We start from the raw sequence: 13,856 nt of genomic DNA on the forward strand, positions 1-13,856 counted from the left end.
CCAGGCACGTTTTCCCTAAAAAAAGCGATAAAAACTGCTTGATTTCGAGGAAAAACTGCTCCTTAAATGGTGCACTTATACACAGAGCGCGGAAAATTATGCGTTTTCTGGCTCTCCTAGGATGGCTCCTGTAAGTAGTTGAATTTAAAGGGGGAAAATCAAGGCATTTTGCCTGTTTCCCCCGGATTGCAAGCTGGAGGTTAGTGCTTGCTCAGGATTCCAGCCCCTTTGTTCACAAAGTTATCCCCAGATTCTGTGGATAGTTGAAAAACCTTCAATCGATAGCCCTGGATGGCGCACTGCATTCTCCGAATTGCCTTGGACACGCCGCTGAACGCGGTCTTTGACTACCGCTGGGATTGCGAAACATCAAGCCGGCCGCGTGTAGGACAATTGGCAATGGTGCCGTTTGGTCCACGCGAAGTAGTCGGGCTGATTGTGGATATCCTTGAAGAAACGGATGTCCCCGAGGAAAAGCTGAAAGCCGCGCTGGCCGTGCGCAGCCAGTTGGCGCCGCTGTCGCCGCAATGGCTGGCGCTGGCCGGCTTCGCCGCCGAGTACTACCAGCGTCCGCTGGGCGAAGTGGCCTTGCCCGGCTTGCCCAAGAACCTGCGTGTGGCCAGCACTGTTGCGCTGGAGCGCGCCATCAAGAAGCTGGCCAAGCTGGAACAGCCGCACGACCCGGCGCCTGCCAATGTGCCGGCCCTGAATGCGGACCAGCAGGTGGCGGCCGCTGCGATCGCCGGCGCGCAGGGCTTCGCCCCTTTCCTGCTGTATGGCGTGACGGGCAGTGGCAAGACCGAGGTCTACCTGCAAGCCTGTGCGCAAGTGCTGGCGCGCGAGCCGCAGGGCCAGGTGCTGGTGCTGGTGCCCGAGATCAACCTGACGCCGCAGCTGGAAACCAATATCCGCAACCGCTTCCCGGGCGTAATGCTGTCCACCCTGCACAGCCGCCTGTCGGAAGGCGAGCGCATGTTGCATTGGCTGGCAGCGCACGAAGGCAAGGCGCGCATCGTGCTTGGTACGCGCCTGTCCATCCTGGCCTCGATGCCGGACCTGAAGATGATCGTGATCGACGAAGAACACGATCCTTCGTATAAGCAGCAGGAAGGCCTGCGCTACTCCGCACGCGACCTTGCCGTGTGGCGCGCCCACCAGCTCCAGATTCCCGTGGTGCTGGGTTCCGCCACGCCGTCGCTGGAAAGCTGGCACCACGCGCTGAAAGGGCGCTACCGCAAGCTGGAATTGCGCGAACGCGCGGTGCAGCAGGCGGTGCTGCCTGCCGTGAAGCTGATCGACACTTCGCGCCGGCGCGGGCAGGAAGGCCTGGCCGAGCAGCTTGTGGAGGCGATCAGGCTGCGCATGGAGCGCGGCGAACAATCCTTGCTGTTCCTGAACCGGCGCGGCTATTCGCCGGTGATTACCTGCGAATCGTGCGGCTGGGTCAGTGAATGCAAGCGCTGCACGGCCTTGATGGTGCTGCACAAGACGGATTACCGCCTGCGTTGCCATCACTGCAGCCTGGAGATGCGCATCCCGCGCCATTGCCCGACTTGCGGCAATATCGACCTGCAGCCGCTGGGGCGCGGCACGCAGCGCATCGAAGAAAGCCTGCAGCAGCTGTTCCCGCAAGCGCGGGTGCTGCGGATTGATGCCGACAGCACGCGCCGCAAAGGCAGTGCACAGGAGGCCTTCGACAGCGTGCACCGGCAGGAGGTGGATATCCTGGTGGGCACGCAGATGGTCGCCAAGGGACACGACTTCAAGAACCTGACCCTGGTGGGCATCATGAATCCCGACAGCTCGCTGTTCTCGCAGGACTATCGCGCCAGCGAACGCCTGTTCGCGCAGTTGATGCAGGTGGCGGGGCGCGCCGGGCGCCAGGGTGGCAGCGAGAGTGAGGTGCTGGTGCAGACCAGCTATCCGGAACATCCGCTGTTCTCGGCGCTGGTGGCGCATGATTACGATTACTTCGCCAACTCGCTGCTTGGGGAGCGCGAAGTGGCGGGCCTGCCGCCCTACCTGTACCAGGCCATTTTGCGGGCCGAGGCGCGCGAGTTGGAGCTGGCGCTGGAATTCCTGCGCGGTGCGCGCGACCTGGTGCAGCATGGCGGCATTACGATCAACGACCCGATCCCGATGAGCATGGCGCGCGTGCACAATATGGAGCGCGCGCAGTTGCTGGTGGAGTCGCCGTCACGGCCGGCGCTGCAGGCGTTCCTGAAGGAGTGGATGCAGGCGCTGCGCGAGCAGAAGACCCGCATCAAGTGGTCGCTTGAGGTTGATCCAGTTGATATTTAAACCGGTAAACCAGGGTCTTGAAGCGGCGGGTGAGCAGACTGGGTCAGGCACTTGTGCCTGACCCAGGTTTACCGGTTTTCAAGGCTGCACAAGATAACGCCGCGCGGTGCTGACAATCTGCTCATTGAGCGCATGCGTGAACGGCGTATCCAGCTCCCACGCATGCCAGTCCAGCTCCACGTCGATATAGTGCCCCGGCAGCAGATCCACCAGCGCGCCCTGCGACAAGCCATGCGCCGCCTGCAAGTAAGGCAGCAAGCCATACGCCAGTCCGCCGAACACGGTATCGTTCAAGGCGGTCGACAGCGGCAGCGTGTGATGGGGGAAGGGCCGCACATAGCCCGCCTCGCGCGCCAGGAAGCGTGCCATCAGGTCGCGGTCGTGCACCGCGGCCGGCGCCAGCGCCAAAGCCTCGGTACTGAAGCCATCGCCGAACCAATGCCCCGCAAAGGATGGCGCAGCCACGCAGACAAACCTGATGGCGCCGAGCGGAGTGGCGGAGGAACCGGCAGCCGCGGGCGCCGGCACCTCGGCGCGCGCCGCGACGCAGCCGAATACGGCCCCTTCCCGCATCAGGTGCAGTGCTACCTCGCGCTCGGCGCATTCCACGTCGAGCTGGCAGCGCGGCGGCGACAGCAGGGGACGCAGCGCCAGGGGCAGCCAGGTCGCCAGGCTGGCCGCATCGACGGCCATCGCGATTTCAGGCATGCTGGTCTCGTGGCCCAGGTCGATGTCGAGCGCTGCCTCCATCAGTTTGACGTTGCGGTAATGCGAGATGAGGCGCTGGCCCAGGCCAGTGGCTTCGGCGGGGGAACCGCGCACGATCAGCAGCCTGCCGACCGCGTCCTCGAGCGTTTTGATACGCTGGGATACGGCCGGCTGGCTGATGCCGAGCGCATTGGCCGCCTTTTCGAAGCTGCCCTGGCTGGCAACGGCATCCAGCACCGCCAGCGCGCGGTAGTCCAGATTTTCCATAAGTTATGCTTAATAAAAGCGCGAAAAGATAAGTCATACTAATGCATTACCAATGATGGAGGCAAGATGGAAACCATCCAGTGCGATGTGGCGGTGATTGGGGCCGGTACGGCTGGACTAAGCGCCTACCGGGCGGCGCGCAACGCCGGCAAGCATGCGGTGCTGATCGAAGACGGCCCGCACGGCACCACCTGCGCGCGCGTCGGCTGCATGCCGAGCAAGCTGCTGATTGCCGCAGCCGAGGCAGCGCATGCGGTGCGCGAGGCGCCGGGTTTCGGCATCCAGCCGGGCGCACTGAAGATCGACGGCAAGGCTGTGATGCAGCGCGTGCGCAGTGAGCGCGACCGCTTTGTCGGCTTCGTGCTGGAGAATGTGGCCGCCATGCCGGCCGAGGACAAGCTGCATGGGCGCGCGCGATTCACTGCGCCCAACCGATTGCAGATCGGCACCAACCTGGAAGTCGCTGCCAACGCAGTCGTCATCGCCACCGGTTCGCGCCCGGACATTCCTTCCGAGTGGGCGGCAGCCGGCCCGCGCGTCATCAACAGCGACGCGGTATTCGAATGGACCGATTTGCCACGCTCCGTGGCCGTGATCGGAGCCGGCGTGATCGGCCTTGAACTGGGCCAGGCGCTGCATCGCCTCGGTGTGCGCGTGGCGATCATCGCGCGCGGCAACAGCGTGGCGCAATTGAAAGACCCGCACGTGCTGGCAGCCGCATCGCAAGCGCTGGGCGAAGAACTGGACCTTCGCTTCCGCACCGAAGTGGCTGGCATCGTGCGCGCCGGCGACGGGCTCGAACTGCGCACGCGCGATACCGTGGGCGAAGAACGGGTCGAGCATTTCGATTACGTGCTGGTTACCACTGGCCGCACACCGAACGTGTCCGGCCTGGGCCTCGATCATACCGGGCTGGGGCTGGACCGGAACGGCGTGCCCCAATTCGACCGCCACACCATGCAGTGCGGCGCCAGCAGCATCTTCATCGCCGGCGATGCCAGCGCCGAAATTCCCTTGCTGCCGGAGGCGGCGGACCAGGGCAAGATAGCCGGCGCCAACGCAGCCAGCTATCCCGAGGTGAAGCCGGGCCTGCGCCGCACGCCGCTCGCCATCACCTTCAGCGAACCGCAGATCGCCACCGTTGGCCGGGGTTACAAGGAACTATCGAACGGCCGCGAGCACTTCGCGATCGGCGCAGTCAGTTTTGAAGACCAGGGACGCAGCCGTGTCATGCGCCAGAACAAGGGCATGCTGCGGGTGTATGCGGAGTATGGCAGCGGACGCTTCCTCGGCGCAGAGATGGTGGGCCCGCGCGCGGAGCACATCGGCCACCTGCTGGCCTGGGCGCACCAGGCCACGCTGACGGTATCGCAGATGCTGGAGATGCCCTTTTACCACCCGGTAGTGGAAGAAGGCTTGCGCACCGCCTTGCGCGACCTGGCGCTGGAGCTGCAGAAACCGCCGCCCCCGCCCAAGCCGATGCCGAACGATTGCACGCCCGGCTGCTAGATCAGTTCAGGCTCGAGTCCAGGCGGCCCTGGCTAGCCAGTTCGCGCAGCACGCGAATGGTATCGAGGTCCGACTCCTGGTATGCGGAGCGGCGGAAATCGTCGTACATGGCGTTGGCGGCATCGGTCGCCGCGTCGTGGCCGTCGTCGTACTGGAAGCGCACGTACAGGCGCTCCGGTTGCGGCATCTCAATGGTCATCGTCAGGCTCGAGGCGCTGATGTCCTTTTGCGCCGGCACGTCATAGCGCACCACATACGGCTCGTGCAGCACCACGTTGTCCTCGATGACCACATCGCCATAGCGCAGGCGGCGCCTGAAACCGGCCTCGGTGCGGGCCGAGATTTCCGCCTCGTCCAGGTGCGGCACGAACAGCTTGGGCGACTCCGCGCGCAGCAACAGGCCGCGCCATAATTGCTGGTGCGTGATGGTGTCCATCAGCGGGTTGAGGATGTCGTTCACTTCTATCAAATGTTCAAATTTCATAACACGTTAGCCTGCTTTTTTGGGAGGTTTGATACCACTATATTCTGTACAATGCCGGGATGTCCAATGCACCCCAGTTCGGCCTGAACGGCCCGCAGAGCGAAGCCGTGCTCTATCTCGACGGCCCTGCCCTAGTACTGGCGGGGGCCGGCTCGGGCAAGACGCGCGTCATTACGCAAAAAATCACGCATATGATCGAGGATCGCGGCTATGACCCGCGCACGATCGCCGCGCTCACCTTTACCAACAAGGCCGCGTTGGAAATGCAGGAACGCGTCGGCAAAATGCTCAAGCAGCCGCGCCAGGCCAAGCAGCTGACCGTCTGTACTTTCCACTCCCTTGGCGTGCGCATCCTGCGCCAGGAATGTAACCATCTGGGGCTGAAAGACCGTTTTTCAATCATGGACAGCGACGATTGTTATTCGCTGGTCCAGGACCTGGCCATCACCACCGACAAGCACCTGATCCGCCGCATCCAGAACGATATCTCGCTGTGGAAGAACGGCCTGGTGACGCCGGAAGAAGCGTTGAAACAGGCCCAGACCGAGGATGAAGCGCAATCGGCGCGCATCTACGGCAGCTACATCGCCACGCTGGCCGCCTACCAGGCGGTGGATTTCGACGACCTGATCCGCCTGCCGGTGGAGCTGTTCCGCAATCACGACACGGTGCGCGACAAATGGCAGCGCCGCCTGCGCTACCTGATGATCGACGAATACCAGGACACCAATACCTGCCAATACGAGCTGGTGAAACTGCTGGTGACGGGCCTGGGCAAGAAGCCGATGTTCACCGCCGTGGGCGACGACGACCAGGCGATCTACGGCTGGCGCGGCGCCACCATGGAAAACCTGGCGCTGCTGCAGGTGGACTTCCCCGACCTGCGCCTGATCAAGCTGGAACAGAACTACCGCTCCACCACCCGTATCCTGCAGGCGGCCAATGCGGTGATCCAGAACAATCCGAAACTGTTCGAAAAGTCGCTGTGGTCCGAGCTGGGCATCGGTGAGCCGATCAAGGTGCATTCGATGCCGAACGAGGAGCAGGAAGCGGAGCAGGTGGCGATCATGATTTCGGCCGACCACTTCGAGCGCAAGAACAAGTGGGCGGACTACGCGATCCTGTATCGCGGCAACCACCAGGCACGCGTGATCGAGCAAGCGTTGCGCACGCAGCGCATCCCGTACACGATTTCCGGCGGCCAGAGTTTCTTCGACAAGGCGGAAATCAAGGACATCATGGCCTATCTGCGCCTGATGGCGAACCCGGACGACGACCCCGCATTCATCCGCGCGGCGACCACGCCGCGCCGCGGCATCGGCCAATCGACGCTGGAAGCGCTGGGTTCCTTTTCGGGCAAGTGGCAATGCTCGCTGTTCGAAGCCGTATTCAAGGGCGGCATCGAAGCGGTGCTGAACGACCGCCAACTGAAGCCGCTGCAGGACTTCTGCAACTTCATCCTCGAACTGGAATCGCGTGCCACCCGCCCTGGCCCATCGGGCAGCGGCGACAACGCAGCACAGGTGCTGGACGACCTGATGGAAGGCATGCACTACGAGCACTACCTGTACGACGCCTTCGAAGAACGTGCGGCGCAGGGCAAGTGGGACAACGTGACGGACTTCGTCAACTGGCTGAAGGATCGCGGCCGCGGTGGCAAGGACCGTGATGGCGATGAGAAGAACGTGCTGGAGCTGACCCAGATGGTGGCGCTGATGTCCATGCTGGACGGCAAGGACGAAGAGCCGGATGCGATCCGCATGTCGACGCTGCATGCGTCGAAGGGCTTGGAGTATCCGCACGTTTTCCTGGTCGGCGTGGAAGAAGGCATCCTGCCGCATAAGGGCGATCCGGATGCGCCGGTGGAGCTGTTGGCCCAGCGCATCGAAGAAGAACGGCGCTTGATGTATGTAGGGATTACGCGTGCCCAGCGCACCTTGCAGCTAACCTGGTGCAAGAAGCGCAAGCGAGGGGGCGAACATATGCAGTGCGATATATCGCGCTTCATCGCCGAAATGGCGCTGGACGTGGGTACCGCGCCGCCGACTGAATCGGAAGTGCTGTCGCCGCGCGAGCGCCTGGCGCGCATGAAGGAATTGTTGTCGGCTCCGCGCGACATTAATCCGGCGTAATTGGTGCTAGCATGGGTGCTCTTCCTTCAAACAAGAGGCTCCCATGTTCGTACGCATTTGCCTGCTCGCCGCCCTGGCGGGCGCAGCTTCCTTTGCATCGGCTGCCGATGTGGTGACCAAGCCTGAAGCCGAGGCGATGGTGAAGAAAGCCATGGGTTACCTGAAGTCCAATGGCCGCGAAAAGACCTTCGCCGAGATCGACAAGAAAGACGGACAGTTCGTCGACCGCGATCTGTACCTGGTGGTCTACGGGACCGACGGCGTAGTGCGCGCCCACGGCGCCAACGCCAAGATGATCGGTAAGAACCTGATGGAACTGAAAGACGTCGATGGCAAGCCTTTCGTGAAAGAGCGCGTCGAAATGGCGAAGAAAAAAGTCCCGTTCTGGCAGGACTACAAATTCAACAATCCCGTGACCGGAAAAATCGAGCCGAAAACCATGTACTGCGTGCCGGAAGACGACATGATTCTCTGCGGCGGCGTCTACCTGAAATAGTAAAATGCCTGCTTTTCCATTGGTGGGAGCAGGCCGTGAGCAGCGAAGATCGTTTTGTCAACATTGAACTCAAACTGGTTCACCAGGAAGACCTGGTGGAATCGCTGAACCAGCGCGTCTACGAGCAGCAAAAGCAGATCGATATGCTGGAAGACCTGGTGCGCGCGCTCGCCGAGCGCGTGCGCACGTCCGCGCTGGGCAACCAGGCCCCGCTCAACGAGCGGCCGCCGCACTACTGATTCCCTGACACTTTACGATACGCAGTGCAGCATGACTTTGCACTGCAGGGTTGCTATTATCGTGCGCCTCGAAACATTACAAACAGGAGAGAGAATGTTCCGTCCGAAATTGCTGGTGATCGCTGCCAGCCTGGCAGTCGCTGGTTTCGCCAATGCCGCCCTGCCGGCGTCCAATCCCTTCGCAGCCGAATCCAGGCTGCCGCTGAACTACCCTGCATTCGACAAGATCAAGAACGAAGACTACGGTCCTGCCTATGAAGAAGGCATGAAGCAGCAGGCGGCGGAGATCGCCAAAATCGCCAACAACAAGGCCGCACCGACATTCGACAACACCATCGTGGCGATGGAACGTTCCGGCCGCTTGCTGGACCGCGTGAGCTCCGTGTTCGGCAACCTGTCTGGCGCCAACACCAATGACGCCTTCGAAGCGCTGAACCGCGAACTGGCACCCAAGCTGTCCGCGCACAGCGACGCGATCCGCCTGAACGAAAAATTGTACGCCCGCGTCAAGGCCTTGTACGACAAGCGCGACAAGCTGAAGCTGGATGCTGAATCCAAGCGCCTGCTAGAGCGCTACCACACCGACTTCGTACGCGCCGGCGCCAAGCTGTCCGCGGCCGACAAGGAAAAACTGAAGGCCTACAACTCGCAACTGGCAGCCCTGTCCACTACCTTCAGCCAGAACGTACTGAAGGAGGCCAACGCTTCCGCACTGGTGGTCGACACCCGCGAAGAACTGGCCGGCATGTCCGACAAGGCCATCGACGCCGCTGCGGCAGCCGCCAAGGCCAAAGGCATGGACGGCAAATTCCTGATCGCCATCGCCAACACCACCGGCCAGGCGCCGCTGGAAGTGCTGACCAACCGTACTACCCGCGACCGCCTGCTGGCCACCTCGCTGGCACGCGGCAGCCATGGCGGCGATTTCGACAACCGCGAAGTGGTGCTGAAGATCGCCAGGCTGCGCGCCGAGCGCGCTTCGCTGCTGGGCTACTCCTCACATGCTGCCTACCAGCTGGAAGACCAGACCGCGCACGACACCGACGCCGTGAACAAGCTGCTGGGCGAACTGTCCAAGCCAGCGGTGAACAATGCGCGCAAGGAAGCGGCCGACATCCAGGCCGTGATCGACGCGGAAAAGGGCGGCTTTGCCAACGCGGCGCAGGACTGGGCCTTCTACACCGACAAAGTGCGCCAGGCGCGCTATGCCTTCGACCAGAACCAGCTCAAGCCGTATTTCGAACTGGACAACGTGCTGCAGAACGGCGTGTTCTACGCGGCGACCAAGGTGTACGGCATCACCTTCAAGGAGCGCAAGGACCTGCCGGTGTACCAGCAGGACGTGCGCGTGTTCGACGTGTTCGACGCCGACGGCAAGCAACTGGCGATCTTCTTGGGCGACTTCTACGCGCGCAGCAACAAGCGTGGCGGCGCATGGATGAATGCCTACGTGTCCCAGTCGAAGCTGATGGGCACCAAGCCGGTGGTGGCCAACCACCTGAACATTCCCAAGCCAGCGGCCGGCGAACCGACCTTGCTGACCTACGACGAAGCGCGCACCCTGTTCCACGAATTCGGCCACGCCCTGCACGGCATGTTCTCCGACGTGAAATACCCGCGCTTTGCCGGCACCCGCGTGCCGCGCGACTTCGTGGAGTTCCCGTCGCAGGTCAACGAGATGTGGATGACCTGGCCGGAAATCCTGAACAACTACGCCAAGCATTACCAGACCGGCGCGCCGATGCCGAAGGAGTTGCTGGACAAGGTGCAGGCTTCCGCCAAGTTCAATGAAGGCTTCCGCACCACCGAGTACCTGGCCGCGTCGATCCTGGACCAGCGCTGGCACCAATTGCCGGCCGATAAGATCCCGACCGACGTGCTGGGCTTCGAGTCGTCGGTGCTGAAGGATGCCGGCGTTGATTTCGCACCGGTGCCACCGCGTTACCGCACCACCTACTTCTCGCACGTGTTCGCGGGCGGATATTCGGCGGGCTACTATGGCTACCTGTGGTCGGAGAAGCTGGACGCCGACACCGTCGAATGGTTCACCGAGAATGGCGGCCTGCAGCGCAAGAACGGCGAACATTTCCGCAAGGCGCTGCTGTCCAAGGGCGGCACCATGGACGCGATGCAGATGTACCGCGAGTTCCGCGGCCGCGATGCAAAGATCGACCCGTTGCTGGAACGCCGCGGTTTGAAGTAAGCCGCACGGCGGCCGCTTGACCTGTCCATGGTCAAGCGGCCGCGGCCTGGAATTGAGCGCATCCGTAGCTGGTCCCTGCGGATGGGTGTATAAAGAGGGATCGCCACTTCAACGGGGAAAGGGATCATGGACACCAAGCTGAAGGAGACTCTGCGCCAATTGCACGCCACGCTGGCCCATCATGGCGCGGTCGACGAGGAATTACAAAGCCTGTTGCGCCAGCTCGATGGCGACATCAAGCTGATTCTCGACCAGCCGGCGCAGCCCGAAGGCGGCACCTCCACCTACGGCCTGGCCGAACGCACGCAGGAAATCACCGCCAAATTTGCCGCTAAACACCCGGCATTGGAGCCTACTTTACGCGAACTCACGCGCATCCTCGGCAATATGGGAATATAAACGCATGGGGTCAGGTCCGGCGCCATTGACTAAATAAAGAAAGGCGGGCCGTAGCCCGCCTTCGGTGTAGAACCCGGGGTTTTACCGGCTGTCCGGCCGGCCCCCGGGAGGCTAGCCTTATGGGAAGGCCAGCATGGGCGGTTCTTCACCGCCAAAGTTGAAGTCAGGATGACGTTTGGCGATCATTTCCTCGATCTCTTTCATGCGCCGCACCGGCACGTCGACCATCATCAAAACCTGACCTTGTTCAATACGGTCCGAGTACTGCTCCAGCTTCTTGTTGGGGACGGCCGCCGCATTCATGCCGCTGGCCCAGCCGCCGAACAGCGCACCGCCCAGCATGACCAGCAAAATGGTCAAGGCGCGCAATGTCAGCCCTTCGGGTGGGAAAACGACCAGGAAGATGCCGGCGCACAGCCCCACCACCCCGCCAATGGCGATCCCCAGCTTGGCGCCGTGGATCAGGTCCGTTCGCAGCAGGAAATTGCAATCTGGCATGTCTTCGGGCAGTGTGCCCTCTTTTGCCATGAAGTGGATGTGCCGTTCTTCGATGCGTGCCAGCAGCAGTTCGTCCAGTTCTGCGCGGGCGGCTTTTACATTGGGAAGCATGTAGTACAGTCTGCGTCGCATGATTACACTCCATGGAAGACGTTGTATACCCGTTATAGCAAAAAAGGCACGATGTTCAATGTGTATTTGCCGGAAACGCCTTGCTGGAACGTCACAAGTTACTGAAATTTAAAGGTTTTTTGTGCTCGACGATGGGCGGAAGCCGGTGATTTCCGGTACAATGCCGGGATGAATTCCCCAGCCAATCTTTTCGCGACCGTCGCCAAGCGGTCTGCGCGTGCTTCTGCTGCGCCTTTCCTTCCCATGTCCCGCGCCGAAATGGACGCCCTGGGCTGGGACCAGTGCGACGTCATTTTGGTGACCGGCGATGCCTATATCGACCACCCAAGCTTTGGCATGGCGCTGGTCGGCCGCCTGCTCGAAGCGCAAGGCTACCGCGTGGGCATCATCGCCCAGCCTGACTGGCACAACGTGGAATCGTTCCGTGCGCTGGGCAAGCCGCGCCTGTATTACGGCATCACCGCCGGCAATATGGACTCGATGGTCAACCGCTACACGGCCGACCGCAAGATCCGTTCCGACGATGCCTACACCCCGAACGCCGAGCCGAACAAGCGCCCCGACCGCGCCGTGACCGTGTACGCCCAAAAGGCCCGCGAAGCCTTCCCGGGCACGCCGGTCATCATCGGCTCGATCGAAGCCTCGCTGCGCCGCATCGCCCACTACGACTACTGGTCGGACAAGGTGCGCAAGTCGGTGCTGACCGAGTCCAAGGCCGACCTGCTGATCTTCGGTAACGCCGAACGTGCGCTGGTCGACCTGACCCGCCGCCTGGAGATGGGCGAAAAGATCAAGGAAATCAAGGACCTGCGCGGCACCGCCTTCCTGGTGCCGCACGGCTGGCTGCCGTCCGGCGAATGGGCGGTGCACAACTCGAACCGTGTCGACGTGCCGGGCCGCGTCGATCCGCATCCCGATCCTTACGCCATGGCGAAGGAAGACAAGAAGGAATGCGCCACCGAGAACGCCGCGCCCGAACCAGTGGTCAAGCCGGTCATCATCATGAGCCGCGAAGAGCGCCTGGCCGCGGCCAAGGAAAAGCACAACAAGACCGTGGTGCGCCTGCCATCCTACGAGGTGGTGAAGGAAGACCCGGTAATGTACGCCCACGCCTCGCGCGTGTTCCACCTTGAATCCAACCCCGGCAATGCGCGCGCGCTGGTGCAGCAGCATGGCGACCGCGATGTGTGGATGAACCCTCCGCCGCTGCCGCTGGCCATGGACGAAATGGACGGCGTGTACGACATGGAGTACTCGCGCGCCCCGCACCCAAGCTATGGCAATGCCAATATCCCGGCCTGGGAAATGATCCGCTTCTCGGTCAACATCATGCGCGGCTGCTTCGGCGGCTGCACCTTCTGCTCGATCACCGAGCACGAAGGCCGCATCATCCAGAGCCGCTCCGAGCCGTCCATCCTGCGCGAGATCGAGCATATCCGCGACAAGACCAAGGGCTTCACCGGCATCATCTCCGACCTTGGCGGCCCGACCGCCAATATGTATCGCCTGTCGTGCAAGGAAAAAGAGATCGAGGAAACCTGCCGCCGCCTGTCCTGCGTCTACCCTTCGATTTGCGTCAACCTGGGCACCGACCACAGCAAGTTGATCCAGCTGTACCGCAAGGCGCGCGAGATCAAGGGCGTCAAGAAGATCCTGATCCAGTCCGGCCTGCGCTACGACCTGGCCGTGCGTTCGCCGGAATACGTGAAAGAACTGGTGACCCACCACGTGGGCGGCCTGCTGAAGATCGCGCCGGAGCACACCGAATCCAATGTGCTGAGCAAGATGATGAAGCCGGGCATCGGCGCCTACGACGAATTCAAGGCGATGTTCGAGAAGTTCTCGCTGGAAGCGGGCAAGAAGCAATACCTGATCCCTTACTTCATCGCCGCCCACCCGGGCACGAGCGACGAAGACATGCTGAACCTGGCCCTGTGGCTGAAGAAAAACAACTTCCGCCTGGACCAGGTGCAGACCTTCATGCCGACCCCGATGGCCATGGCCAGCGCCATGTACCACTCGCGCAAGAATCCGCTGCACAAGGTCACCGACACTTCGGAAACCGTGGAAACCCCGCGCACGCTCAAGCAGCGCCAGGCGCACAAGGCCTTCCTGCGCTACTACGATCCGAAGAACTGGCCGATCCTGCGCGAGACCCTGCGCCGCATGGGCCGTGGCGATTTGATCGGCGATGGCGAACGCCACCTGATCCCGCCATATCGCGTTGGCGAAGAGAATTTCAAGCCATCGCAAGGCAAGCGCGCCATGCCAACCCTGGCGCCGGGCCAGCAGAAGCGCGGCGCCGGCCTGCCACCGCCGGCCCACATCTCGCGCGGCGGCAAGCCGAACGCCTTGACCGGTTCGATGACGGCGCGCGCCACGGTGGAAACCAAGGCTCGTCCCTCCATCCTCGACACTATCAAAGTCAAACCAAAGGCCGCTCCGGCCAAGACCGGCAGCCGCCCAGGCCGTAAGTAAGGCGCTAACG

11 protein-coding genes are annotated in these 13,856 nt (G+C 62.2%); 8 read left to right on the forward strand and 3 right to left on the reverse strand.

Annotated features, from left to right (window positions below; genetic code table 11):
- Positions 1–291 precede the first annotated feature (291 nt).
- Positions 292–2,301: a primosomal protein N' gene (locus tag ACQ4MM_RS00985; protein WP_431475601.1), complete on the forward strand. Its 2,010-nt coding sequence runs from the start codon at positions 292–294 to the stop codon at positions 2,299–2,301.
- Positions 2,302–2,379: 78 nt separating this feature from the next.
- Here ACQ4MM_RS00985 and ACQ4MM_RS00990 read toward each other — a convergent pair whose 3' ends face one another.
- The gene (locus tag ACQ4MM_RS00990) at positions 2,380–3,276 is read right to left on the reverse strand and encodes an ArgP/LysG family DNA-binding transcriptional regulator (protein WP_431475602.1); all 897 of its coding nucleotides are present in this window, start codon (positions 3,274–3,276) and stop codon (positions 2,380–2,382) included.
- 66 nt (positions 3,277–3,342) lie between these two features.
- On the opposite strand from ACQ4MM_RS00990, the gene ACQ4MM_RS00995 reads away from it, so the two are divergent.
- Positions 3,343–4,785: a dihydrolipoyl dehydrogenase gene (locus tag ACQ4MM_RS00995; RefSeq protein WP_431475603.1), complete on the forward strand. Its 1,443-nt coding sequence runs from the start codon at positions 3,343–3,345 to the stop codon at positions 4,783–4,785.
- A gap of 1 nt (position 4,786) precedes the next feature.
- Here the strand turns inward: ACQ4MM_RS00995 and ACQ4MM_RS01000 are convergent, their stop codons facing one another.
- The gene (locus tag ACQ4MM_RS01000) at positions 4,787–5,269 is read right to left on the reverse strand and encodes an SRPBCC family protein (RefSeq protein ID WP_431475604.1); all 483 of its coding nucleotides are present in this window, start codon (positions 5,267–5,269) and stop codon (positions 4,787–4,789) included.
- Between the two features lie 59 nt (positions 5,270–5,328).
- Here ACQ4MM_RS01000 and ACQ4MM_RS01005 point away from each other — a divergent pair, with 59 nt between their 5' ends.
- The 5 genes from ACQ4MM_RS01005 to ACQ4MM_RS01025 all read left to right on the forward strand — a co-directional run bounded on the left by ACQ4MM_RS01005 (position 5,329) and on the right by ACQ4MM_RS01025 (position 10,738).
- Positions 5,329–7,401 carry a UvrD-helicase domain-containing protein gene (locus tag ACQ4MM_RS01005; protein WP_431475605.1) on the forward strand — a complete coding sequence of 691 codons (2,073 nt, stop codon included), beginning with the start codon at positions 5,329–5,331 and terminating at the stop codon, positions 7,399–7,401.
- 43 nt (positions 7,402–7,444) lie between these two features.
- Positions 7,445–7,897 carry a cache domain-containing protein gene (locus ACQ4MM_RS01010; RefSeq protein ID WP_431475606.1) on the forward strand — a complete coding sequence of 151 codons (453 nt, stop codon included), beginning with the start codon at positions 7,445–7,447 and terminating at the stop codon, positions 7,895–7,897.
- 35 nt (positions 7,898–7,932) lie between these two features.
- Entirely contained in the window at positions 7,933–8,136 is a 204-nt protein-coding gene (locus ACQ4MM_RS01015; protein ID WP_431475607.1) for a SlyX family protein, read from the forward strand.
- Positions 8,137–8,230: 94 nt separating this feature from the next.
- Entirely contained in the window at positions 8,231–10,339 is a 2,109-nt protein-coding gene (locus ACQ4MM_RS01020; protein WP_431475608.1) for a M3 family metallopeptidase, read from the forward strand.
- Between the two features lie 126 nt (positions 10,340–10,465).
- Positions 10,466–10,738 carry a DUF4404 family protein gene (locus ACQ4MM_RS01025; RefSeq protein WP_431475609.1) on the forward strand — a complete coding sequence of 91 codons (273 nt, stop codon included), beginning with the start codon at positions 10,466–10,468 and terminating at the stop codon, positions 10,736–10,738.
- A gap of 117 nt (positions 10,739–10,855) precedes the next feature.
- On the opposite strand, the gene ACQ4MM_RS01030 is transcribed toward ACQ4MM_RS01025, so the two are convergent.
- Positions 10,856–11,368 carry a DUF1269 domain-containing protein gene (locus tag ACQ4MM_RS01030; protein WP_431475610.1) on the reverse strand — a complete coding sequence of 171 codons (513 nt, stop codon included), beginning with the start codon at positions 11,366–11,368 and terminating at the stop codon, positions 10,856–10,858.
- 243 nt (positions 11,369–11,611) lie between these two features.
- Between ACQ4MM_RS01030 and ACQ4MM_RS01035 the strand changes: the two genes are divergently transcribed.
- A complete protein-coding gene (locus tag ACQ4MM_RS01035) occupies positions 11,612–13,846 on the forward strand; it encodes a YgiQ family radical SAM protein (RefSeq protein WP_431475611.1) in 2,235 nt (744 codons plus the stop codon).
- Positions 13,847–13,856: the final 10 nt, after the last annotated feature.

Origin of the sequence: Massilia eburnea, from assembly GCF_050709955.1 — a bacterium.
Classification (GTDB): Bacteria; Pseudomonadota; Gammaproteobacteria; order Burkholderiales; family Burkholderiaceae_D; genus Rugamonas; species Rugamonas eburnea_A.